Origin of the sequence: Streptomyces sp. NPDC018693 (assembly GCF_044391385.1) — a bacterium.
Classification (GTDB): Bacteria; Actinomycetota; Actinomycetes; order Streptomycetales; family Streptomycetaceae; genus Streptomyces.
The window spans coordinates 670,466-693,138 of record NZ_JBIRZZ010000002.1; the positions used below are offsets into that span (position 1 = coordinate 670,466).

At 69.8% G+C, this 22,673-nt stretch carries 24 protein-coding genes; 11 read left to right on the plus strand and 13 right to left on the minus strand.

Annotation, left to right across the window (positions count from 1 at the left end; genetic code table 11):
• Positions 1 to 22: 22 nt before the first annotated feature.
• From ACH5AC_RS07480 to ACH5AC_RS07490, 3 genes are all read right to left on the minus strand, one after another.
• The gene (locus tag ACH5AC_RS07480; protein WP_398860732.1) at positions 23 to 1,081 is read right to left on the minus strand and encodes a Yip1 family protein; all 1,059 of its coding nucleotides are present in this window, start codon (positions 1,079 to 1,081) and stop codon (positions 23 to 25) included.
• Positions 1,082 to 1,268: 187 nt separating this feature from the next.
• On the minus strand, positions 1,269 to 3,545 hold the full coding sequence (locus tag ACH5AC_RS07485) for a (Fe-S)-binding protein (RefSeq protein ID WP_398860733.1): 2,277 nt from the start codon (positions 3,543 to 3,545) through the stop codon (positions 1,269 to 1,271).
• A gap of 99 nt (positions 3,546 to 3,644) precedes the next feature.
• Complete coding sequence (locus tag ACH5AC_RS07490) at positions 3,645 to 4,310, minus strand: hypothetical protein (protein ID WP_398860734.1); 666 nt, start codon at positions 4,308 to 4,310, stop codon at positions 3,645 to 3,647.
• A 165-nt stretch (positions 4,311 to 4,475) separates the two neighbouring features.
• Here ACH5AC_RS07490 and ACH5AC_RS07495 point away from each other — a divergent pair, with 165 nt between their 5' ends.
• The 5 genes from ACH5AC_RS07495 (at position 4,476) to ACH5AC_RS07515 (ending at position 9,794) form a co-directional block, all read left to right on the plus strand.
• Positions 4,476 to 5,531, plus strand: coding sequence for an undecaprenyl/decaprenyl-phosphate alpha-N-acetylglucosaminyl 1-phosphate transferase (locus ACH5AC_RS07495; RefSeq protein ID WP_398860735.1), 1,056 nt, complete (start codon positions 4,476 to 4,478; stop codon positions 5,529 to 5,531).
• Positions 5,532 to 5,626: 95 nt separating this feature from the next.
• On the plus strand, positions 5,627 to 7,465 hold the full coding sequence (gene dnaK / locus ACH5AC_RS07500) for a molecular chaperone DnaK (protein ID WP_398860736.1): 1,839 nt from the start codon (positions 5,627 to 5,629) through the stop codon (positions 7,463 to 7,465).
• A complete protein-coding gene (grpE, locus tag ACH5AC_RS07505) occupies positions 7,462 to 8,118 on the plus strand; it encodes a nucleotide exchange factor GrpE (protein WP_398860737.1) in 657 nt (218 codons plus the stop codon). The genes dnaK and grpE overlap by 4 nt, the downstream gene beginning before the upstream one ends.
• Before the next feature lie 45 nt (positions 8,119 to 8,163).
• Complete coding sequence (gene dnaJ, locus ACH5AC_RS07510) at positions 8,164 to 9,342, plus strand: molecular chaperone DnaJ (protein ID WP_398860738.1); 1,179 nt, start codon at positions 8,164 to 8,166, stop codon at positions 9,340 to 9,342.
• A gap of 5 nt (positions 9,343 to 9,347) precedes the next feature.
• On the plus strand, positions 9,348 to 9,794 hold the full coding sequence (locus ACH5AC_RS07515) for a heat shock protein transcriptional repressor HspR (protein WP_398860923.1): 447 nt from the start codon (positions 9,348 to 9,350) through the stop codon (positions 9,792 to 9,794).
• A gap of 70 nt (positions 9,795 to 9,864) precedes the next feature.
• Here the strand turns inward: ACH5AC_RS07515 and ACH5AC_RS07520 are convergent, their stop codons facing one another.
• The gene (locus ACH5AC_RS07520) at positions 9,865 to 10,164 is read right to left on the minus strand and encodes a hypothetical protein (protein WP_398860739.1); all 300 of its coding nucleotides are present in this window, start codon (positions 10,162 to 10,164) and stop codon (positions 9,865 to 9,867) included.
• Between the two features lie 14 nt (positions 10,165 to 10,178).
• Here ACH5AC_RS07520 and ACH5AC_RS07525 point away from each other — a divergent pair, with 14 nt between their 5' ends.
• A complete protein-coding gene (locus tag ACH5AC_RS07525; RefSeq protein ID WP_398860740.1) occupies positions 10,179 to 10,370 on the plus strand; it encodes a TraM recognition domain-containing protein in 192 nt (63 codons plus the stop codon).
• A 121-nt stretch (positions 10,371 to 10,491) separates the two neighbouring features.
• Positions 10,492 to 11,595: a sugar ABC transporter substrate-binding protein gene (locus ACH5AC_RS07530; RefSeq protein ID WP_398860741.1), complete on the plus strand. Its 1,104-nt coding sequence runs from the start codon at positions 10,492 to 10,494 to the stop codon at positions 11,593 to 11,595.
• Positions 11,596 to 11,597: 2 nt separating this feature from the next.
• Here the strand turns inward: ACH5AC_RS07530 and ACH5AC_RS07535 are convergent, their stop codons facing one another.
• From ACH5AC_RS07535 to ACH5AC_RS07545, 3 genes are read right to left on the minus strand one after another with little or no spacing between them, the layout of a single operon-like run.
• A complete protein-coding gene (locus ACH5AC_RS07535; protein WP_398860742.1) occupies positions 11,598 to 12,143 on the minus strand; it encodes a hypothetical protein in 546 nt (181 codons plus the stop codon).
• A gap of 31 nt (positions 12,144 to 12,174) precedes the next feature.
• Positions 12,175 to 12,537 carry a Uma2 family endonuclease gene (locus tag ACH5AC_RS07540; RefSeq protein ID WP_398860743.1) on the minus strand — a complete coding sequence of 121 codons (363 nt, stop codon included), beginning with the start codon at positions 12,535 to 12,537 and terminating at the stop codon, positions 12,175 to 12,177.
• The gene (locus tag ACH5AC_RS07545; protein ID WP_398860744.1) at positions 12,527 to 12,832 is read right to left on the minus strand and encodes a hypothetical protein; all 306 of its coding nucleotides are present in this window, start codon (positions 12,830 to 12,832) and stop codon (positions 12,527 to 12,529) included. The genes ACH5AC_RS07540 and ACH5AC_RS07545 overlap by 11 nt, the downstream gene beginning before the upstream one ends.
• Before the next feature lie 722 nt (positions 12,833 to 13,554).
• Between ACH5AC_RS07545 and ACH5AC_RS07550 the strand changes: the two genes are divergently transcribed.
• Positions 13,555 to 14,589 (plus strand): LuxR C-terminal-related transcriptional regulator, encoded by a 1,035-nt coding sequence (locus ACH5AC_RS07550; RefSeq protein WP_398860745.1) that lies wholly within the window; start codon positions 13,555 to 13,557, stop codon positions 14,587 to 14,589.
• Here the strand turns inward: ACH5AC_RS07550 and ACH5AC_RS07555 are convergent.
• A complete protein-coding gene (locus ACH5AC_RS07555; protein WP_398860746.1) occupies positions 14,552 to 15,544 on the minus strand; it encodes a response regulator transcription factor in 993 nt (330 codons plus the stop codon). The two genes, ACH5AC_RS07550 and ACH5AC_RS07555, sit on opposite strands and share 38 nt — an antisense overlap.
• Before the next feature lie 13 nt (positions 15,545 to 15,557).
• The gene (locus ACH5AC_RS07560; protein ID WP_398860747.1) at positions 15,558 to 16,538 is read right to left on the minus strand and encodes a helix-turn-helix transcriptional regulator; all 981 of its coding nucleotides are present in this window, start codon (positions 16,536 to 16,538) and stop codon (positions 15,558 to 15,560) included.
• A gap of 327 nt (positions 16,539 to 16,865) precedes the next feature.
• Here ACH5AC_RS07560 and ACH5AC_RS07565 point away from each other — a divergent pair, with 327 nt between their 5' ends.
• Positions 16,866 to 17,204: a hypothetical protein gene (locus ACH5AC_RS07565; protein WP_398860748.1), complete on the plus strand. Its 339-nt coding sequence runs from the start codon at positions 16,866 to 16,868 to the stop codon at positions 17,202 to 17,204.
• Between the two features lie 153 nt (positions 17,205 to 17,357).
• Here ACH5AC_RS07565 and ACH5AC_RS07570 read toward each other — a convergent pair whose 3' ends face one another.
• Positions 17,358 to 17,771, minus strand: a complete 414-nt coding sequence (locus ACH5AC_RS07570; RefSeq protein ID WP_398860749.1) for a pyridoxamine 5'-phosphate oxidase family protein — start codon at positions 17,769 to 17,771, stop codon at positions 17,358 to 17,360.
• A 119-nt stretch (positions 17,772 to 17,890) separates the two neighbouring features.
• Here ACH5AC_RS07570 and clpB point away from each other — a divergent pair, with 119 nt between their 5' ends.
• On the plus strand, positions 17,891 to 20,488 hold the full coding sequence (clpB, locus tag ACH5AC_RS07575; protein ID WP_398860750.1) for an ATP-dependent chaperone ClpB: 2,598 nt from the start codon (positions 17,891 to 17,893) through the stop codon (positions 20,486 to 20,488).
• Between the two features lie 9 nt (positions 20,489 to 20,497).
• Here clpB and ACH5AC_RS07580 read toward each other — a convergent pair whose 3' ends face one another.
• Entirely contained in the window at positions 20,498 to 20,989 is a 492-nt protein-coding gene (locus tag ACH5AC_RS07580) for a hypothetical protein (RefSeq protein ID WP_398860751.1), read from the minus strand.
• A 47-nt stretch (positions 20,990 to 21,036) separates the two neighbouring features.
• A complete protein-coding gene (locus ACH5AC_RS07585; RefSeq protein ID WP_398860752.1) occupies positions 21,037 to 21,327 on the minus strand; it encodes a hypothetical protein in 291 nt (96 codons plus the stop codon).
• A 21-nt stretch (positions 21,328 to 21,348) separates the two neighbouring features.
• Between ACH5AC_RS07585 and ACH5AC_RS07590 the strand changes: the two genes are divergently transcribed.
• The gene (locus ACH5AC_RS07590; protein WP_398860753.1) at positions 21,349 to 21,885 is read left to right on the plus strand and encodes a YbjN domain-containing protein; all 537 of its coding nucleotides are present in this window, start codon (positions 21,349 to 21,351) and stop codon (positions 21,883 to 21,885) included.
• 217 nt (positions 21,886 to 22,102) lie between these two features.
• On the opposite strand, the gene ACH5AC_RS07595 is transcribed toward ACH5AC_RS07590, so the two are convergent.
• Positions 22,103 to 22,447: a hypothetical protein gene (locus tag ACH5AC_RS07595; protein WP_398860754.1), complete on the minus strand. Its 345-nt coding sequence runs from the start codon at positions 22,445 to 22,447 to the stop codon at positions 22,103 to 22,105.
• Positions 22,448 to 22,673: the final 226 nt, after the last annotated feature.

A 22,673-nucleotide genomic window follows, 5' to 3' on the forward strand; every position in this document is an offset into this window, starting at 1 on the left:
GGTCGTCGTACCGGCCGAAAAGCTAGAACGTGCCCAGCTTCACGATCGACACCAGCGCGATCAGCTGGATCGCCGACGCCCCGAGCGCCTTCGGCCAGGGCAGGTCGTGGGAGCGGCTCACCATCATCGTCAGCAGGGCGCCCGCGGCCGCCCAGGTGACCCAGCCCAGGCCCTGGACGAAGGTCGCGTCGCCGCCGAAGAACATCGCGAAGAGCAGGCGGGGCGCGTCCGTGACGGACATGATCAGCATGGACAGGCCGACCGTGGGCTGCCAGGCGCCGTTGCCGCCGAGCTGGCGGGCCAGGGTGTGGGTGACCACGCCCAGGACCAAGGAGCTCACGACCATCGCCACGGCCGTCATCAGGACGATCGGGACCAGGCTCGACAGGTTCGCGTCGAGCGCTTCCTCACGGGCACCGTCGAAGCCGAAGACGGCCAGCAGGCCGTAGAGGAACGTCACGACGAGGGCCGGGCCCCACATCGTGTAGTCGCGCATCTGGAGGAATGTCCGGGCGGGGGAGAGGACGATGCCCCGCAGCAGTTCCTTCCAGCGCAGGCGCGGGCCGATCGGGGCGGCGGGGGCCGCCGGGTCCGAGTAGTACGGCTCACCCTGCGGGTAGTTCTGCGTGCCGCCGCCCTGCGTGTAGGGCGCGTGGTCGTCGATCGAGAACGCCTGCGTGTGGCCCGGGTTGTTGGCCGCGTACGGGTCGTGCGGGGCGTTGGGCGCGTGCGGCGGGTACGCGTCGCCGCCGAAGTACTCCGGCTCGTCGCTGCCGGGGCGGCCCTGGCCGCCGTAGCTCGCGTTACCGCCGTAACTCCCGCCGTACGGCGGCTGCTGGCCACCCTGGTACTGGGGGTAGGGGGGCTGCGGCGCCGGCGGGTAGCCGTACGACGGGGTCGACGGAGCCTGGGGCGCCTGCTGCCCGTACGGAGGGTGTTGCGCTCGCGCTTGCGGGGCGCGGTCGTCCCGGCCGCCGCGTCCGATCCTGAATCCAGCCACGTCATCGAACGTACCTGGTCCTGGGGAGTGACGTGCGGGGTCCCCGCCTCCGGACGGGGCTTTGCTGCCGAGCTGTGACATCCCTTACGGCATTCCCGTGGGAACCCCCTAAGGGGTTGCTTCCGGGTTCTCGTCGCTCTTCAACTCCGCCTCCAGAACCCGTTGGTGGCCGGCACGCGAAGCGCGTTCCTGCCCGGCGCACATCCGGCAGACAGCGACGCCCCCCGTGCCGAACCGGCGCGGGGGGCGTCCTCGGTGGTGCGGTGTGCTACTTCACCGGCTCGGGCTCCGGCGCGCTCTCCGATTCCGCCGGGTCCTCCGGGTCCTCGGGGTCGACCGGCGTCTTCACCGACTCCAGCAGCAGCTGGGCGACGTCCACGACCTGGATGGACTCCTTCGCCTTGCCGTCGTTCTTCTTGCCGTTGACCGAGTCGGTCAGCATCACGAGGCAGAACGGGCAGGCCGTGGAGACGATGTCGGGGTTGAGGGACAGGGCCTCGTCGACACGCTCGTTGTTGATGCGCTTGCCGATGCGCTCTTCCATCCACATGCGGGCACCGCCGGCGCCGCAGCAGAAGCCCCGCTCCTTGTGGCGGTGCATCTCCTCGTTGCGCAGGCCCGGGACCTTGCCGATGATCTCGCGCGGGGGCGTGTAGATCTTGTTGTGGCGGCCCAGGTAGCACGGGTCGTGGTACGTGATGATGCCCTCGACCGGCGTCACCGGGATGAGCTTGCCCTCGTCCACCAGGTGCTGGAGCAGCTGGGTGTGGTGGATGACCTCGTAGTCGCCGCCGAGCTGCGGGTACTCGTTGCCCAGGGTGTTGAGGCAGTGCGGGCAGGTGGCGACGATCTTCTTCGCCGCCTTCGGCTTCTTCGTCTGGGGATCGTCGTCGTCCTCGCCGAACGCCATGTTCAGCGCGGCCACGTTCTCCATGCCGAGCTCCTGGAACAGGGGCTCGTTGCCGAGGCGGCGGGCGGAGTCACCGGTGCACTTCTCGTCGCCGCCCATGATCGCGAACTTCACGCCCGCGATGTGGAGCAGCTCGGCGAACGCCTTCGTGGTCTTCTTGGCGCGGTCCTCCAGGGCGCCGGCGCAGCCGACCCAGTACAGGTACTCGACCTCGGACAGGTCCTCGATGTCCTTGCCGACGACCGGGACCTCGAAGTCGACCTCCTTGGTCCACTCCAGGCGCTGCTTCTTCGCCAGGCCCCAGGGGTTGCCCTTCTTCTCCAGGTTCTTGAGCATCGTGCCCGCCTCGGAGGGGAAGGCGCTCTCGATCATGACCTGGTAGCGGCGCATGTCGACGATGTGGTCGATGTGCTCGATGTCGACCGGGCACTGCTCGACGCAGGCGCCGCAGGTGGTGCAGGACCACAGGACGTCCGGGTCGATGACGCCGTTTTCCTCGGCCGTGCCGATCAGCGGGCGCTCGGCCTCCGCCAGGGCCGCCGCGGGCACGCCCGCCAGCTGCTCCTCGGACGCCTTCTCCTCGCCCTCCATGGTCTTGCCGCCGCCGGCCAGCAGGTACGGCGCCTTGGCGTGCGCGTGGTCCCGCAGGGACATGATCAGCAGCTTCGGGGAGAGCGGCTTGCCGGTGTTCCAGGCGGGGCACTGCGACTGGCAGCGGCCGCACTCGGTGCAGGTGGAGAAGTCCAGCAGGCCCTTCCAGGAGAACTGCTCGACCTGCGAGACGCCGAAGACGTCGTCGTCGCCCGGGTCGGTGAAGTCGATCGGCTTGCCGCCGCTCGTCATCGGCAGCAGCGCGCCCAGCGAGGTGGAGCCGTCCGCGTTGCGCTTGAACCAGATGTTCGGGAAGCCGAGGAAGCGGTGCCAGGCCACACCCATGTCGGTCTTCAGGGAGACCGTGATCATCCAGATGAAGGAGGCCGCGATCTTCAGGGCGGCGAAGAAGTAGGTGAGGTTCTGCAGCGTGGCGAGGTCCATGCCCTCCAGCCACGTCACGACCGGGTACGAGATGAAGAACGACGCCTCGTAGCCGTCGACGTGGTGCTGGGCGCCCTCCAGGGCGTGCAGCATGAAGATGCAGGTGCCGACGACGAGGATGACCGCCTCGACGAAGTACGCCTGGCCGGTGTTGGAGCCCGCGAAGCGGGACTTGCGCCCGGGCCGGTCCGGCCGGGACAGCTGCCGGATGACGATCAGCGTGAGGATGCCGAGCACCGTCATGGTGCCGATGAACTCGACGAAGACGTTGTACGGCGCCCAGTCGCCGATGATCGGCAGCACCCAGTCGGCCACGAAGAGCTGGCCGATGGCGTTCACGATGGTCAGCAGCAGCGTGTAGAAGCCGATCGCCACGAACCAGTGCGCGATGCCGACGATGCCCCAGCGGTTCATCCGTGTGTGGCCGAGGAACTCCTTGGCCACGGTGATGGTCCGCAGGACGGGGTCGTTGGTCCGGGCACCGGCCGGGAGGGGCTGGCCGAGCATCACGAAGCGGAAGATCTGCGTGATGGCTCGGCCGAACAGGGCGACGCCGACTGCCATGAGGACCATCGACACGATGATCGCGGCGAGTTGCATTTCGGGGCTCCTCGGGCCTGCGAGGGTTCTTCGGGGAGATTACTAAGCGGTAACTTATGCAGTCCTCTGAGACTACCCGCATCCTCCGCCGCACTGTAGTCAGCCGTGCGGTGATCTGCGTCGCTGAGGCATGCCTGAGCGGGGCGATCGGCGCAGGGCGTCGAGGACCAGGGTGCGGACCGGGTGGGTCAGCGCGCGCATGCGCTTCTCCACCAGGATGCCCCATACATACAGCGCCCGTGCCACGCCGACCACGTACGCCCCAGCGGTCCATGGGGCCGACGTAGGAGTAGAAGAGGACCGCGGGGGGACAGGGCGGCCATGGTGGTCAGGGCGAGGGCGTTCTTGAGTACCAGGCGATTGCTGAAGTCGCCGCGCCGCAGGAGGACGCCCCAGCCGACAGCTGTCTGGACCAGCGCTGCGACGGTGTGCGGCCGGTCCGTCAGGCGCAGGGCCGCGTCCAGGCGGGTGGGAGCGCGGTCCGCGCCGGCGGCGCGCAGGGGGGACGTACACGGACTCCATCGGCAGCCGCAGCGCCTCGGCGACCTGGAAGGAGACGGGGAACTCGCGGTGCCGGCGGTACAGCTCGCGGGTGTACTTCTTCAGGGCGGCGCGGCGCAGCAGGCGGCTGCCGGCGAACCGGCCGTAGAGGGAGTCGAGCAGCAGTTTGAGCTTGGCGCCGAGCCAGTCCTTGGCGGCGGCCGCGAGCGAGGCGATCAGTACCCCGCCCATCGCAAAGAGCCAGTTCTGCAGTGTGGTGCCCACCGAGCCTCCCCCCACCCCGGTCCTCCCTCTGCCGGCCCAGACTCCCACAGGCCACTGACAGCCGACCCCGCTTCCGGCGTGCCGCAGGGGGTGGGGCGGGAGCCGCCACACGATCCGATCGTGTTATTCATACCGAATTGCCAGATTTGCCCCTAACGTGTATCCGTGCTCTACGGAATCGCCGCCGCCACCGCCGCCCTCCTCCTGGCCGCCGCCCTCACCGCGCTGCTGCGCGCTCCCGCCCTGCGGCTGGGGCTCGTCGACCGGCGGCAGCGCCAGCGGCGGGTGCCGCTGGCCGGGGGTGTGGCCGTGGTGGCCGCCACGTGCGGTGTCGCCGTCGTCGGGGACCGCGTCGGGTGCGCGCCGCTCGGGGACGGGACGGGCGCGCTGCTGACGGCGGCGGCCGTGGTGGCCGGGCTGGGGCTGGTCGCCGACGTGTGGCGGCTGCGGACACGCTTCCTCGTCGTCGGTACGGCGGTGGCGGCGGCCTGTGTCATGCCGTACGGCGATGTCGGCGTGGCCGGCGGGATCCTGGCCGTGGGCTGGGTGACCGTGGTGGCCCTCGCCTTCCGGTCGCTCGACCACGCGGACGGGGTGGCCGGCACCGTCGGGGTCGTGACCGCCTTCGCGGCGGCCGCCGTCGCCGCGGCGGAGGTGCTGGACGGGCTCGCGGTGCTGCTGAGCGTGCTCGCGGCCGCGCTGACCGGGTTCCTGATGCACAACTGGCCGCCGGCCAGGGCCGCCCTGGGTGCCTGCGGGGCGCTGTTCGCCGGATTCCTGGTGGCCGCGGCGGGCGTGCACGCGCGCGTGGGACACGATCCGGTGGCCGGCGCGGGGGTGCTGTTCGCGCTCACCGCGGTGGCCGTCGTGGACGCCGTGGTCGTGGTGGTGGCGCGGCGGGCCGCCGGGCGGCCGCTGCTGAGGGGCGCCCCGGACCATGTCGGCCATCGGCTGCGGCGGCTCGGCGTCACCCCGCAGGGGGTGACCGTGCTGCTCGGGATCGCCGCCTTCGCCGGGGTGCTGGTGGGTGTGCTGGTGCACGCCGGATGGCTGGGTCCGTGGTCCACGCTGTGGGTGGCCGGTGGGGCCGCGCTGGTGGTGCTCGGGATGCTGCGGGTGCCGGTCCAGGTCGCCCGGCGTCAACCTCTGTCCGGGGTGCGGCCGCCCCGTCAGTCTCCGTCTTCGCAGGTCAGCGCCCAGTTGCGTGTAAGGAACGGATAAGAGTTGAGCGTCACAGACTCAGGTCTGTTGACCGGGGCGCGGCGCCTCATGCACACTTGAGTCCGTTCCACTCAAGTCAGCTGGAGGAATCAACCATGGCACGTGCGGTCGGCATCGACCTGGGCACGACTAACTCCGTCGTCAGCGTTCTGGAGGGCGGCGAGCCCACCGTCATCACCAACGCCGAGGGCGCCAGGACCACGCCGTCCGTCGTCGCCTTCGCCAAGAACGGCGAGGTGCTCGTTGGTGAGGTGGCCAAGCGCCAGGCGGTCACCAACGTGGACCGGACCATCCGCTCGGTGAAGCGCCACATGGGCACCGACTGGAAGATCGAGCTCGACGGGAAGCCCTTCAACCCGCAGCAGATCTCCGCGTTCATCCTGCAGAAGCTGAAGCGGGACGCCGAGGCGTACCTGGGCGAGAAGGTGACCGACGCGGTCATCACCGTCCCGGCCTACTTCAACGACTCCGAGCGCCAGGCCACCAAGGAGGCCGGCGAGATCGCCGGTCTGAACGTCCTGCGCATCGTCAACGAGCCGACCGCCGCCGCCCTCGCCTACGGCCTGGACAAGGACGACCAGACGATCCTCGTCTTCGACCTCGGTGGCGGCACCTTCGACGTGTCCCTGCTGGAGATCGGCGACGGCGTCGTCGAGGTGAAGGCCACCAACGGCGACAACCACCTCGGCGGTGACGACTGGGACCAGCGCGTCGTCGACTACCTGGTCAAGCAGTTCCAGTCCGGCCACGGCGTGGACCTCAGCAAGGACAAGATGGCGCTGCAGCGCCTGCGTGAGGCCGCCGAGAAGGCGAAGATCGAGCTGTCCTCGTCCACCGAGACCTCGATCAACCTGCCCTACATCACGGCGTCCGCCGAGGGCCCGCTGCACCTGGACGAGAAGCTCACCCGCGCCCAGTTCCAGCAGCTGACCGCCGACCTCCTGGAGCGCTGCAAGACCCCGTTCTTCAACGTCATGAAGGACGCCGGCGTCTCCATCAACGAGATCGACCACGTCGTCCTCGTCGGCGGCTCCACCCGTATGCCCGCCGTCGCCGAGCTCGTGCGTGAGCTCACCGGCGGCAAGGAGGCCAACAAGGGTGTGAACCCGGACGAGGTCGTCGCCATCGGCGCCTCGCTCCAGGCCGGTGTCCTCAAGGGCGAGGTCAAGGACGTCCTGCTCCTCGACGTCACCCCGCTGTCCCTCGGTATCGAGACCAAGGGCGGCATCATGACCAAGCTGATCGAGCGCAACACCACGATCCCGACCAAGCGCTCCGAGATCTTCACCACGGCCGAGGACAACCAGCCGTCCGTGCAGATCCAGGTCTACCAGGGCGAGCGCGAGATCGCGGCGTACAACAAGAAGCTCGGCATGTTCGAGCTGACCGGTCTGCCGCCGGCCCCGCGCGGTGTCCCGCAGATCGAGGTCTCCTTCGACATCGACGCCAACGGCATCATGCACGTGACCGCCAAGGACCTGGGCACGGGCAAGGAGCAGAAGATGACCGTCACCGGCGGCTCCTCGCTGCCGCAGGACGAGGTCAACCGCATGCGTGAGGAGGCCGAGCGCTACGCGGAGGAGGACCACAAGCGCCGCGAGGCCGCCGAGGCCCGCAACCAGGGCGAGCAGCTGGTCTACCAGACCGAGAAGTTCCTCAAGGACAACGAGGACAAGGTCCCCGGCGAGATCAAGACCGAGGTCGAGGGCGCTCTCTCCGAGCTGAAGGAGAAGCTCAAGGGCGACGACACCGCGGAGATCCGCACCGCCACCGAGAAGGTCGCGGCCGTCTCCCAGAAGCTCGGCCAGGCCATGTACGCCGACGCCCAGGGCGCACAGGCCGCGGGCGGCGCCGGTGCCGAGGCCCCCAAGGCCGATGACGATGTCGTCGACGCCGAGATCGTCGACGACGAGCGCAAGGACGGTGCCGCGTGACGGAGGAGACCCCGGGCTTCGAGGAGAAGCCCGACGTCCCCTCCGGCGCGACCCCCGACGACGCCGAGTCGAAGGCCGCGACCTCGCCGGAGGGCGAGGGTGCGGCCCCGGCCGGGGACGGAGCAGCAGCAGACGCGGGCCTGGTGGCCCAGCTGGACCAGGTGCGTACGGCGCTCGGCGAGCGCACGGCGGACCTCCAGCGCCTCCAGGCCGAGTACCAGAACTACCGCCGACGGGTCGAGCGCGACCGGATCGCGGTCAAGGAGATCGCCATCGCGAACCTCCTGACCGAGCTCCTGCCCGTGCTCGACGACATCGGCCGGGCACGCGAACACGGCGAACTCGTCGGCGGGTTCAAGTCCGTCGCCGAGTCGCTGGAGACCGTGGCCGCCAAGATGGGCCTGCAGCAGTTCGGCAAGGAGGGCGAGCCCTTCGACCCGACGATCCACGAGGCGCTGATGCACTCCTACGCGCCGGACGTCACCGAGACGACGTGCGTGGCGATTCTGCAGCCCGGGTACCGGATCGGCGAGCGCACCATCCGCCCCGCGCGGGTGGCCGTGGCCGAGCCGCAGCCGGGCGCGCAGACCGTCAAGGCCGAGGACACCGCCGAGGCCGGCGACGAGAAGGACAACGGCCCTGAGGAGGGCTGACGTAAACGCTGACGTGGACACCGAGGGGAAGGAGGGGCGTCGAGGATGAGCACCAAGGACTTCATCGAGAAGGACTACTACAAGGTCCTCGGCGTCCCCAAGGACGCCACCGAGGCCGAGATCAAGAAGGCGTACCGCAAGCTCGCCCGCGAGTTCCACCCGGACGCCAACAAGGGCAACGCCAAAGCGGAGGAGCGCTTCAAGGAGATCTCCGAGGCGAACGACGTCCTCGGCGACCCCAAGAAGCGCAAGGAGTACGACGAGGCACGCGCCCTCTTCGGCAACGGCGGCTTCCGCCCGGGGCCGGGCGCGGGCGGCGGCAACTTCAACTTCGACCTGGGCGACCTCTTCGGAGGCGGCGCCCAGGGCGGGGCCGGCGGGGGCGGCTTCGGCGGCGGACTCGGTGACGTCTTCGGGGGCCTGTTCAACCGCGGCGGCGCCGCGGGCACCCGTACCCAGCCCAGGCGCGGCCAGGACATCGAGTCCGAGGTCACCCTGAGCTTCACGGAAGCCATCGAGGGCGCCACGGTCCCGCTGCGCATGTCCTCGCCCTCGCCCTGCAAGGCGTGCTCCGGCACCGGCGACAAGAACGGCACACCGCGCGTGTGCCCGACCTGCGTCGGCACCGGTCAGGTCGCGCGGGGCTCCGGCGGCGGCTTCTCGCTGACCGACCCGTGCCCCGACTGCAAGGGGCGCGGGCTGATCGCGGAGAACCCCTGCCCGGACTGCAAGGGCAGCGGCCGCGCCAGGTCGTCGCGCACCATGCAGGTCCGCATCCCCGCCGGGGTGACGGACGGGCAGCGCATCCGGCTGCGCGGCAAGGGAGCGCCCGGTGAGCGCGGCGGACCGGCCGGCGACCTCTACGTCGTCGTGCACGTCGGCGCCCACCCGGTGTTCGGCCGCAAGGGCGACAACCTCACGGTGACGGTGCCGGTGACGTTCGCCGAGGCGGCCCTCGGCGGCGACATCAGGGTGCCCACCCTGGGCGGCCCGTCCCTGACGCTGAAACTGCCGCCCGGCACGCCCAACGGCCGCACCATGCGCGCCCGCGGCAAGGGCGCGGTCCGCAAGGACGGCACCCGCGGCGACCTGCTGGTCACCGTCGAGGTGAGTGTTCCGAAGGACCTGTCGGGGAAGGCTCGTGACGCACTGGAGGCGTATCGCGAGGCGACCGCGGGCGAGGACCCGCGGGCTGAGCTGTTCGAGGCCGCGAAGGGAGCATGACGCAGATGGACGGCCGTCGACGTAACCCGTATGAACTGACCGAGGAGACCCCGGTCTACGTCATCTCGGTGGCGGCCCAGCTCTCCGGACTGCACCCGCAGACGCTGCGCCAGTACGACCGCCTGGGCCTGGTCTCCCCGGACCGCACCGCGGGCCGGGGCCGGCGCTACTCCGCCCGCGACATCGAGCTGCTCCGCCAGGTGCAGGCGCTGTCGCAGGACGAGGGCATCAACCTGGCCGGCATCAAGCGGATCATCGAACTGGAGAACCAGGTCGCCGCCCTCCAGTCCCGCGTCGCGGAGCTGGAGGCGGCGCTGGACGGCGCGGCGGCGGCCATGCAGCAGCGTGAGGCGGCGGTGCACGCCTCCTACCGCCGCGACCTGGTGCCGTACCAGGAGATGCAGCAGACCAGCGCGCTGGTGGTGTGGCGGCCGAAGAAGGCCAAGGAATAGCGAGGAACAGCGGACGGCTCGGTGAGGGGCCCGGAGTGTCGACTTTCGACTCCGGGCCCCTCACCGTTTTCTACTCCGGCTGCTCGGTGGTGCCGTCCGGGTGGACCAGGCCGTAGCTCGGTGAGGGGCCCGGAGTGTCGGAGAAGACGTGCACCTGGTCGTCGAGAGCGGGGGCGGTGGGTTCGGTCATCCGGTCCTCGTGTGGTCCGTACGGCAGGGGATCCGTGCTCCGGCGCGCTCGTATCCCAGGCGCTCTTGGGGCGATGCCCCCCGGCTGGGCCGGCAGACGGTCGCGCAGGGAGCGCGCGGCGGTGCGGATCGTGGCCAGCCGGTCCTCGCTGCCGTCCTCGGCGGCGGCCGGCACCTTCAAGGACAGGACGCGGCATGGAGAAGCTGTGGTCCGCGGCGAACGTCCGCGTCTACGGCGGCGGGGTCTCCGACACCCGCTTCCTCGGCGACCTCAGCGAACCGGCCGGCGAGTACGAGCTGCGTGAGTACCAGACCAGCCGGGAGTCGGAGTCCGGCGGCTGGTCCGGCAACCGCACGGTCAACGAGTCCGTCCGCCGAGAAGTGTGATGTTGCCATCTCGTTAAGCGGTTTCGCTTGACGCCGGTACGTGCCGACGCGTTGTCTTTTCAGACACTGGGTCGGCCCTTTCGTACCCATGTCCGAACGCACCCCTGAAGTGAGCCCCTGAATGCGTCGAATAGCCCTCGCCGTGGTCGCCTCCACGATGACACTCTCGCTCGCCGGCTGCGGCATGCTGGGCGCGACGCAGGACGATGTGGACGCGGGCCCCACCAAGGGCAACGACATCAGCGTGGGCGTGCTGATGCCGGAGAAGACGAACACCCGCTACGAGGTGTTCGACTACCCCATCATCAAGGCGAAGGTGGCCGAGCTCACCGACAACAAGGCCAAGACGGTCTACGCCAACGGTGAGGCGGACCACGACAAGCAGGTCCAGCAGATGGAGAAGATGATCGCCGACAAGGTCGACGTCATCCTGCTCGACGCGGTCGACTCCAAGGCCATCGCGGACACGGTCCAGCAGGCCAAGGACGCCGGCATCCCGGTCATCGCCTACGACAGGCTCGCCGAGGGCCCGATCGACGCGTACGTCTCCTTCGACAACGAACTCGTCGGCGAGGTGCAGGGCCGCACCCTGATCGAGGGCATGGGCTCGCCCGACGCCTCCGACAAGATCGTCATGATCAACGGCTCGCCGACCGACCCGAACGCCGGCCAGTTCAAGCAGGGCGCGCTGTCGGAGCTCAACGGCCGGGTCACCATCGCGGCGAACTACGACACCGACGGCTGGAAGCCGGAACTCGCCGAGCAGGAGATGACCGAGGCGATCGGCAAGATCGGCGCGGACAACATCAAGGGTGTCTACTCCGCCAACGACGCCATGGCCGGCGGCATCATCAAGGCCCTGGAGGCCGCGGGCGTGGACGAGCTGCCGCCCATCACCGGGCAGGACGCCGAACTCGCCGCCGTGCAGCGGATCGTCTCCGGCGAGCAGTACATGAGCGTGTACAAGTCCTATCCGCTGGAGGCCGAGGCGGCGGCAGAGATGGCCGTCGCCAAGGTCCAGGGCCGCGACATCCAGTTCGACGCCCTCACCCGCGACAAGGTCGACAGCCCCACCCACAAGAAGATCCCGGCCCAGCTGGTGACGGTGGTCGCGCTGACGAAGAGCAACATCAAGGACACCGTCATCGCCGACGGCATCTACAAGGTGTCCGACATCTGCACCGCCAAGTACAAGGCGGCCTGCCAGGCGCTGAAGCTGTCGTAGGGTCACCCGTCCCGCTCGGTCACCGGCTTCATGGGGAGGACCACGCCGTTCGGCGCGTGGTCGACGACCTCGCTGCTCATGAAGCCGGCCGGATCGCGGTCCCCGAACACCCGCAGACCGGTGACGTCGGCGTCGCGCGGGATGTCGTACCACAGCTCGACCTCGATCAGCGCGTGCCCGCCGATCTGCACCTCCTCGTGCTGGCGCCGTACGGCCATCGCGAAGCTGTCGGGCTGCCCGCGCCGCCCGCTCACGCCCTCCAGCCGCTGCTTTCCCGCCACATAGGTGTGGAAGTTCGGATCCGGGTTGTCCACCCGCAGCCGCACCGCACAGAACTGCCCGTCCGGCGCCGCCCCACTGTGCGACCCGGTCACCTCCGCGATCCCGCACCGCAGCGAGAGCAGCGTGAAGAGGAAATGCCCGTCCTTGCGGACGTCCGAGGGCTTCTGAGACTCCCGAGACTCCCGAGCGAAGTCATCCCCGCCCCCACCACAGGCCACCAACAGGAGGGCGGCCGCCGCCACCGTCGCGAGCCGCTTCATCGCCATACGGGGATTGTGCGGCGCCGGGTGACCGGCGTCAGCCCCTCTTGGGGCCGGTGATTTCCGCACCGATCACGAAGCCCTTGGCGGGGCCCTCGGGGATGGTTGCCTCGGTGCCGTAGGGCACGCGGTGGATGTCGTCCCAGTCCGCCTCGTCGGGACGGGGCTGCGTGAAGAGAGTGACGGCGCCCTGGCCGTCGTAGTCGTCGATGATCACGTACACGGGGATGCCCGCGCGGGCGTATTCGCGGCGCTTGCGGACGCGGTCACGGTCCTGGTTGCGCTTGCCGGGGGAAACCACCTCGACGACGAGGTGGACGGCCTTGGCCTCCACGCCCAGGCCGTCCTCATCCGGGTACGGCTCCAGGTCTTCCGGGGCGACAAAGGCGTCAGGATTCATCCCCTGCGTTTGTGGATGACGTTGGTGTCCTGATGGCAGGCGTGCCCGCTCTCCTCAAGGAACTTGTCAAGTCCCCGACGCAGACGATTGACGATCTGCGCATGGGACAGAGGACCGTGGGCGACACCTCGATGGCTCCCTCAATGATCTCGGCGCGGTAGCCCTCGGGGAGTTCCATTGCCTTCCAGGCCCGCCACAGAACGTCGTCGAGGTCAGGGCCGTTCTCGGCGGGGGACACGGGCTCAGTCCTGATATCGGACATGGTCTCGGGCCTCTCGTGCGCAAGAGCGGTCATGGCGGGATCACCTCCTCAAGTGTGGGCTTGGCGTCCTTCGGGGGACAAGCGAAGCGATCACGCCAGGAACCGCGGTGCGGCTGACCAGAGGAAATGCGGCCAGTTCATTCGTTCGAGTGAAGCTGGAGCGGATCCCTCACGGTCATGCCGTCGGGTGGGTACCTGAATGATCCTTTGCTGAGCCGGCCCATCCATCAGGGCGGCGGAGCCCAGGCGGCCCGCGTGAATACGGGGGATACGGACCGCCTGGGCAGCTTGCGGGAAGCCGTCGGACGGCTGCCTGTGAAGCTTTACTTGCCCTGCGTCGCAGCCGGCTCGCGTTCCGTCGGAAGGGGCATATCCGCGTTCAGAATCCATGGCGGCAGGCAAATTCCTCTGATGCGGGCGTAAAATATCTTCGTGATCAGCGCTGCTGTCTAACGGCAGTATCAATTCCGCTCCCCGTGGGCATGTTGCTCGCCCGTTTTCGAGAGTCGGTCAGTCTTCCGGACTCCTGATCGACTATGCGCGGCGCGTGCGTGCGGTGGAAGCCTCATCATGTGGCAGGCGCTTGATGCTGGGGGGTGCCAAAAGGGTACATAACGTCATATGTGAGCGGCTCTTTCCGTCCGTGATATTGGCGGGGCAGTAGCGACGTCGGAATCCGGGCCGTGTTGCGGAGCCGGGGCGGGCCGCGCATAGTTGCGCTGCGGAAGAGGCGTACGGCGGGGGTGGAATGGGCGATGGCCGGGCACGGGGCGGAGGAGCATCCACATGGTGCCGACCGACTGTGCGCGGCCGGGGACCGGGTGTACTCCCGGGCCGTACGGCGGGGGCGGGTGCCGCGTCGTGACGCCGAGCCGGTGCCCTGTCTGCTGGAACTCGCCCTGCTGCACCCGGACCCCGACGACATGGACTGGCTGGTGCCGACCTCCCCGCAGGAGGTCATGACCCGGCTGCTGCGCGGGCTGTACGACGAGGTCAGCGCGAGCCAGCGGCGGGTGGGGTCGGCGGTGGCGGCCTTCGAGTGGTACGCGGGGCTGGGCGGCCCCGTGCCGGCCGGGTCATCCGGCGAGGGGGCGGCGATCCGGGTCCTGGACGGCCTCGCCCGTATCCAGGCCGCGATGGACGAGGCCACCCAGGCGTGCACGACCGAGGTGCTCACCGTGCAGCCCGGCGGTATCCGGCGTGAGGACGAGCTGTCCGAGGGGCTGCCCCGGGCGCTGGCGCTGCGCGGGCGTGGCGTCCGCATGCGGGACCTGTACAACCATGTCGCCCGGCACGGTCAAGGGCTTCTGAACTACCTGGAGTTGATGGGCGGCGCGGTCGAGGCGCGGACCATGGACGAGGTGGTCGACCGGCTGATCCTGTTCGACCGGACCGTCGCCTTCATCCCCGCCAACGTCGACCACACCATGGCGCTGGAGCTGCGCCACCCGGCTCTGGTCACCTACCTGGCGACCGTCTTCGAGCGGCTGTGGCGGCTGGCGATCCCCCTGTCGTCGCCGCTGCCGGACACCGGCATCGAGGGCATCTCGAACCGCGAGCAGTCCATCGCCGCGCTGCTGGCGGAGGGGCACCAGGACGCGGTGATCGCGGAACGGCTGGGGATCAGTGTGCGGACCTGCCGTGCGCACATCGCGCGGCTCTCGGAGACGCTGGGGGCGGCCAGTCGTACGCAGTTGGGGGTGCGGATCGCGCAGGTGGGGCTGGACGGGCCGTCGCGTTCGGCCGCCGGCGTCAGCGTCCCTGATCAAGGATCCCCGACTGTCCGATGAGGTAGCCGAGCTGGGCCCGGCTGCCGCTGCCGAGGGTGGCGGCGAGCTTGGCTATGTGGACTCGGGCGGTGCGGATGTTCATGCCCAGGCGGTCGGCTATGACGGCGTCGGTGTGGCCTTCGACGAGGAGAGCGGCGATGGCCCGCTGACGGGGGGTGATGCCGTTGAGAGCGGGCGGTGCCGCCGCCTCGGGGTACATGGGGGTGGCCAGGCGCCAGAGGCGGTCGAAGGTGGTGGCGAAGAAGCCGACGATGGTCGGGTGGCGGATTTCCAGGGCGAGAGTGCCGTCCTTGTTGGCGGAGAGGAACGCCGTCGTGCCGTCCAGGATGAGGAGGCGATCGGTGACTTCGTCGAGGCTACGGGCCTGACTGTCACCGTTCAGGCGCTCGAAGTAGGCCAGCACGGTCGGCAGATGCCGAGTGGTGTGCTGGTACAGCGCGCGCATGCGGCAGCCGCGGTCGAGCAGCGCCTGGTCGCGCTTCAGGGCGACTTCAAAGGCCGCGCCGCCCCGCTCGTCGCTGAGCCCGGTGTTCGGCTGGATGCACAGCACTTCCCGTGTCACTCCTGCCACGGCGTCGGTGATGGCACCGTTGATGCGCTCCGTACCGCTCAACACCCTGATCACCGGGGTGTCCGCTGTTCCGGTGCGACGACTGTCGATCCGCATGAGCGGCTCGAAGAACTCGGCCAACCGCTGCTCGCGCCGTCGCTCGCCGGCGATGCGTTCCTCCGCTCTGCGCAGCATCCGGTGCAGGGCGACGGCCGGTGTGACTGGCTCCAGTCTGTCCAGGTCGGTGACGGTGGGGTGCAGCAGACCGAAGTCGACGAGACAGGGTGCCGCATGGGTGTCGGCCCTGCTCACGTGGCCCTCGCGCAGGGCGCGCGTGTACAGCTCCTGCCCCGCAGAGCACAGGTTTTCCTCCCCGTGTTCCGGATGCCTCGCCTCGATCACCATGCGCCTCCTCGGGTCAGTCCTGGTTCAGGATCCCCGACTGCGCGATGAGGTAGCCGAGTTGGGCGCGGCTTCCGCTGCCCAGGGCCGTGGCCAGCTTGGCTATGTGGGCCCGGCAGGTGCGGACGTTCATGCCCAGGCGCCGGGCGATGGCCTCGTCGACATGGCCCTCGACCAGGAGCTTGGCGATGGAGTACTGGATCTCCGAGATGCCGTCGGGGGCGATCTCGTACGGGTTGCCCATGCTCAGCGGGACCGCACGGTTCCACATGAACTCGAAGACCTTGATCAGATAGCGGATCAGGCCGGGGTTGCGCAGCTCCAGTGCGACCTGCTGGTCGTCGCGGGTGGGGATGAACGCGACCGTCTCGTCGCAGATGATCAGGCGCTCCACCAGTTCGTCGATGGTGCGGTACTCCGCCTTGCCGTCGGCGAGCCGGGCCGCGTAGGCCAGTTGTCCGGGGTTGTAGCGGGCGGTGTGCTGGTACACGGTGCGGATGCGCACGCCCCGCTCTATCAGGGGCCGGTCGCGTTCCATGCCCTGCAGCAGGCTGCGTTCGGAAAGGCGGTCGCTGGGCTGGACCGTGAGCATCTCCGTCTGGCACTGGGACACGGCCAGGTTGAGGGCCGAGTTGATCCGGTCGCCGCCCTCCAGGACCGTGAGGGCGTCGCTGGACGAGTGCACCTGGGTGCTCAGCGCCATGAACGGTTCGAAGGCGTCGGCCAGTTCCATGGCCGTCTGCCTTCGTTGGCTGATCTCCTGCTCCAGCGGGCCGAGTCGGCGGGCCAGGGCGACGGCGGGGGTGATGGGCCGCAGCCAGTCGGGATCGTCGGGGTCGGGGTGGAGCAGGGCCAGCTCCAGCAGGCACGGAGCGGTTTCCGTGCCGCGGCGCGCTATGCGCCCGGAGCGCAGCGCGGCGGCGTAGAGTCGGCTGCCTTCGTCACACAGATCGGCCACCCCATGGGGATGTGCCCCTTTCGCGCGATTCGTTGGCAAATCTCCACCCCCCAGGGTCCTGAACGTGCAGGAACATGATGCATCGATCCTGTGGCCATGACGTGCCTGAATGAGCCATCGTCTTACTCGACGGGGGAAAAGGGGACTTTCAAGTGAGGACGAAGCCGACTATGCGTAACAGAATGCTTCGCTCGGTGCTTGTCGCTGCCTTCTCCGCCGTCGCGGCCCTCGGAGTGCTGGGAGGCTTCTCCGATGCGAAGGGCGATGTCCGGGCGAACAGCTCGTGGCCGTCAGTGGCGGTGGGTGCCGAGCCGGTGAGCCCGGGTGTACCGGCCGATTCCACGGCCGAAGGGGCCGGGGACTGACGTGACCACTCCACCCGACGACCGCTCCTTCCGTCGCGAAATGGCCACCGCCTACCGCTCCGGCTGGCACTTCATCGACCTGGTCACCGCCATCCCCCACAGCGGTGACTCGCTGATGGTGACCGTCTTCGGTGAGCCGGTCGTCGTGACGCGGGACGAGGACGGTGACGTGCGGGCGTACCGGTGTCTGCGGCGGCCTCGGGGGGCGCCGCAGCCAGTGCGGTGTGCCATCCGGTACGGAATGATCTTCGTGAACCTCGACCAGCGCGACCACCAACTGGCGGAGTCGGCGAGCCCGACCGCCCCGCGGACCATCTCAGCCACCCCCCGCAGTGCCTGACGCGATTCCCCCGTCGTAACAGATCGCTCAGGTGCTTCCCCCCGCAGCGGCGTCACCGTGACCTGAACACGGTGACGCCGCTGCAGTTTTGCGGGACATTTCTGGCTATGGACCGTTTCATTCGGTGGCTGGAAAGCGACGGTGTGAATCAGGTCATCCCCGCCCCATCGCCCGGGTCAGGTTGATTTCGATCACCACGCGGGCCGGGTTCGGCCGCGGGGTCCTGCCGTAGCGCTCCTCGTAGCGCCGCTCCGCCTCCGCCACCCGCTCCGGCTCCGTGCGCACGCGCGCGTGCCCTTCGAGGGTGGCCCAGCGGCGCCCGTCCACCTGGCAGACCGCGACCCGTGCCCCGTCCGGCCCCGCCGCGAGCACGTTCTGGACCTTCGTGCTCGTCTTGTTCGTGATCACCCGCGCCAGCCGGTGCTCCGGGTCGTACGTCACGCCCACCGGGACGACGTGCGGGCTGCCGTCCGGGCGCGAGGTGGTGAGCGTGCACAGGTGCCGCTCCTGCCAGAAGGTGAGGTAGGACGGGTCCGGGGCGCCCGGATCCTGGGGATGTGAGGCCATGACTCCGGAAGTTATCCACAGATGGGTCCCACCGACACCTTGAGCGGAATAGACTCAAGTTTGTGTACGCTGATGGAGTCAGCACTGGAGACGGCTGACGCAAGGAGGAGACAGCGAACGTGGACGCCGAGCTGACCAACCGGAGCCGGGACGCGATCAACGCGGCCAGCAGTCGTGCCGTGGCCGACGGCCACCCCGACCTCACCCCGGCGCACCTGCTCCTTGCTCTGCTCCAAGGGCAGGACAACGAGAACATCATCGACCTGCTGGTGGCCGTCGACGCCGACCAGGCCGCCGTACGCGCGGGGGCCGAAAAGGCGCTTGCCTCGCTGCCCAGCGTGACCGGGTCCACGGTCGCGCCCCCGCAGCCCAACCGCGAGCTGCTCGCCGTGATCGCCGACGCCCAGGCACGCGCCAGGGACCTCGGCGACGACTACCTCTCCACCGAGCACCTCCTCATCGGGATCGCCGCGAAGGGCGGCGCCGCCGGCGAGGTGCTCGACCGGCAGGGCGCCACCGCGAAGAAGCTGCTCGACGCCTTCCGCAAGGCGCGCGGCGGGCGCCGCGTCACCACCGCCGACCCCGAGGGCTCGTACAAGGCCCTGGAGAAGTTCGGCACCGACTTCACCGCCGCCGCCCGGGAAGGGAAGCTCGACCCGGTCATCGGGCGGGACCAGGAGATCCGGCGGGTCGTGCAGGTCCTCTCCCGCCGCACCAAGAACAACCCGGTCCTCATCGGCGAGCCCGGCGTCGGCAAGACCGCCGTCGTCGAGGGGCTCGCCCAGCGCATCGTCAAGGGCGATGTGCCCGAGTCCCTGCGCGACAAGCGGCTCGTGGCGCTCGACCTCGGCGCGATGGTCGCCGGCGCCAAGTACCGCGGTGAGTTCGAGGAGCGGCTGAAGACCGTCCTCGCCGAGATCAAGGACTCCGACGGGCAGATCATCACCTTCATCGACGAACTGCACACCGTCGTGGGCGCCGGCGCCGGCGGGGACTCCGCCATGGACGCCGGGAACATGCTCAAGCCGATGCTGGCCCGCGGCGAGCTGCGCATGGTCGGCGCCACCACGCTGGACGAGTACCGCGAGCGGATCGAGAAGGACCCGGCGCTGGAGCGGCGCTTCCAGCAGGTGCTGGTCAGCGAGCCGAGCGTCGAGGACACCATCGCCATCCTGCGCGGCCTCAAGGGCCGCTACGAGGCCCACCACAAGGTGCAGATCGCCGACAGCGCGCTGGTCGCCGCCGCCACCCTCTCCGACCGGTACATCACCTCCCGCTTCCTGCCCGACAAGGCCATCGACCTCGTCGACGAGGCCGCCTCCCGGCTCCGTATGGAGATCGACTCCTCGCCCGTCGAGATCGACGAACTCCAGCGTGCCGTCGACCGGTTGAAGATGGAGGAACTGGCCCTCAGCAAGGAGACCGACGCCGCCTCCCGTGAGCGCCTGGAGAAGCTGCGCCGCGACCTCGCCGACAAGGAGGAGGAGCTGCGCGGCCTCAATGCCCGCTGGGAGAAGGAGAAGCAGTCCCTCAACCGCGTCGGCGAGCTGAAGGAGAAGCTCGACGACCTGCGCGGTCAGGCCGAACGCGCCCAGCGCGACGGCGACTTCGACACCGCCTCCAAGCTGCTGTACGGCGAGATCCCGGCCCTGGAGCGCGACCTTCAGGCCGCCTCCGCGGCCGAGGAGGAGGTCGCCAAGGACACCATGGTCAAGGAGGAGGTCGGCTCCGACGACATCGCCGACGTCGTCGCCTCCTGGACCGGCATCCCGGCCGGCCGCCTCCTGGAGGGCGAGACGCAGAAGCTGCTGCGCATGGAGGACGAGCTGGGCCGGCGTCTCATCGGCCAGACCGAGGCCGTGCGCGCGGTGTCCGACGCCGTACGACGCTCCCGCGCGGGCATCGCCGACCCGGACCGCCCGACCGGCTCCTTCCTCTTCCTCGGCCCCACCGGCGTCGGCAAGACGGAGCTGGCGAAGGCCCTCGCGGACTTCCTCTTCGACGACGAGCGGGCCATGGTCCGCATCGACATGTCCGAGTACAGCGAGAAGCACAGCGTGGCCCGGCTGGTCGGCGCACCCCCCGGCTACGTCGGCTACGAGGAGGGCGGCCAGCTCACCGAGGCGGTGCGCCGCCGCCCGTACAGCGTGGTCCTCCTCGACGAGGTCGAGAAGGCACACCCGGAGGTCTTCGACATCCTGCTCCAGGTGCTCGACGACGGCCGCCTGACGGACGGCCAGGGCCGCACGGTCGACTTCCGCAACACGATCCTCGTACTGACGTCCAACCTGGGCAGCCAGTTCCTCGTCGACCCCCTCACCACCGAGGCGGAGAAGAAGGAGCAGGTCCTGGAGGTCGTCCGCGCCTCCTTCAAGCCGGAGTTCCTCAACCGGCTCGACGACCTGGTCGTCTTCTCCGCCCTGACGAAGGACGAACTGGGCCGCATCGCCCAGCTCCAGATCGACCGGCTCGCGCGGCGCCTCGCCGAGCGCCGGCTGTCCCTGGAGGTCACCCCCGAGGCCCTCGCCTGGCTCGCCGACGAGGGCAACGACCCGGCGTACGGCGCCCGCCCCCTGCGCCGCCTCGTCCAGACGGCCATCGGCGACCGCCTCGCCCGCGAGATCCTCTCCGGCGAGATCAAGGACGGCGACACGGTCCGCGTGGACCGTTTCGGCGAGGGACTGATCGTGGGAGCGGCGACCGGCAAGACGCTGTAACGCCCCGGCTCACACGGTGAACGCCGAGTACCGCACCCACGCGGTCTCGGCGTTCACGTAGGTCACGTCCACGTTGACGTAGTGGGCGTCCACCCCCGGGAGCCCGGTGACGTCCAGCTGGGAGCAGTAGTCCGCGTCGTCCAGACAGCTCCCGGTCTCCGGCCCCGGCGCGGGAGCCTGCGGATAGGTGTCCGCCAGCCAGTCCCGCACACCCCCGCGCGGCATCCGGAACTCGGCGCTGTAGTGCGTGTCCAGCCAGACCTGCACCGCGCACTCCGCGTCGGACGCCCCTTCCGGCAGCCGCGCCCCGCCGAACTCCAGCGCCTCCTCGCACGACACCTCCTCGGGACCCCCACCCAGCGGATAGTCCTCGGTGGTGGCGGTCTCCACCATCCCGTACACGAACGGGCCGATCACCAGCAGCGCGGGCAGCGCGGGCAGCGCCGCGAAGAGTCCCCACCGGGTCCGTCCCCGCCAGCCCTCCGGTCTTCCCGCCGCCATACCGCCCCCGTTCCGTAGTGGACCGGCCAGATCATGCCAGCCGTTGATCACGTCGTCAGGGCGTCGACGATGACCACGACGGCCGTCTCCGACTCCTGGGTGACCTTCACCAGCACCAGATCCGCCAGCCGGACGCCCTTCTCGGCGTACTGCGGCGGGCCGGGGAAGCCGATGTCCGCGCTGCCGTTGCCCCGGCAGGGCAGCGGCGAGTACGGCGGCCGCCGTGATCCATGCCCTCGTCCGGTGTCCGCGCCGCGTCGTCCCGTCCATCCGGCACCCGCTGAAAGGAGGGTCGGGCTTGCCAGCCCCCGCCCCCTCTGGGGGAGGATGGCAGGCATCCGTACGAAGGGAAAAACACGGTGAGCATCGACCCGTCCTCGATTCCGAACTTCGGGGGCCAGCCCGAGCCGCAGCCCCAAGGACCGGCGGGCCCCGTCGTCCCGGATCAGGACCTCGTGAAGCAGCTGCTCGACCAGATGGAGCTGAAGTACGTCGTCGACGAGGAGGGAGACCTCGCGGCGCCGTGGGAGCAGTTCCGTACGTACTTCATGTTCCGCGGCGAGAAGGAGCAGGCGATCTTCTCGGTGCGGACGTTCTACGACCGGCCGCACCAGATCGACGAGAAGCCGCAGCTCCTGGAGTCCATCGACGACTGGAACCGGCGCACCCTGTGGCCCAAGGTCTACACCCACACCCACGACGACGGCACCGTCCGTCTGATCGGTGAGGCGCAGATGCTGATCGGCGCCGGGGTGAACATCGAGTTCTTCGTCTCCTCCACGGTCAGCTGGATCCGCGCGGCCATCGAGTTCGACAAGTGGCTCGTGGAGCAGCTCGGCCTGGAGCAGGAGGTCAACGACGCGGAGAAGCCCGAGGAGGGCGGCGACAGCGAGTAAGGCCGAAAGGCCCCTTACAGCGGCGTGCGCGCGACCGTCGGCAGGTACGCGCCGTACGTGCAGGAGAGCCCGGCCAGGACCGTGATCACCACGATCGCGTGCCCCGGCCGGGCTCTCGCCGTGCGGGCCGGCGCCGCCGCGAGCGGCAGCAGCAGCGGGAAGGCGGGCAGCAGGAAACACGGCTTGGACTCGAAGAACCCGGATCCGCCGGGCTCGATCAGCAGCAGTACGCCGCTGTGTCCAGCAGGGGCAGCGGGGCGCGGTCGGCGAGCAGCAGCGACCCGAGCCCGAAGTCGAAGCGGGAGCCCCACAGCCGCTGCACCGCGAAGTAGCCGCGCAGCGGGCCGCCCTGGCGCACACCCACCCACAGGACGTACGCGGCCCAGCCGAGCGGGGCGAGCACCGCGCCCGTCCACAGCCTGTGGGAAACCCGGCCGCGCGCACGCCATACGGTGGCGGCGGCCGCCGCCAGCACCGCCGCGGCCGCCGTGAAGCCGTTGGGGCGGGACACGCCCGCGAGGGCGGCCAGGGTGCCCGCCCCAAGCCAGTGGCCGCTCAGCACCGCGTACAGCGCCCACGCGGCGAAGGCGGTGAGCAGGGGTTCCGTGTACGCCGACCACCGAGTGCGGCAGCACCCCCCACAGCAGGACGAGCGCGACGGCGACGGCCCGGCCGCGCACCGGCGCGCCGACCGCATAGACGCCGCAGGCGGCGACCCCGGCCGCCGTCCACGACACCAGCAGGCCCGCCGCGCCGCCGCCCAGCGGGGTCAGCGGTCCGAAGCGCAC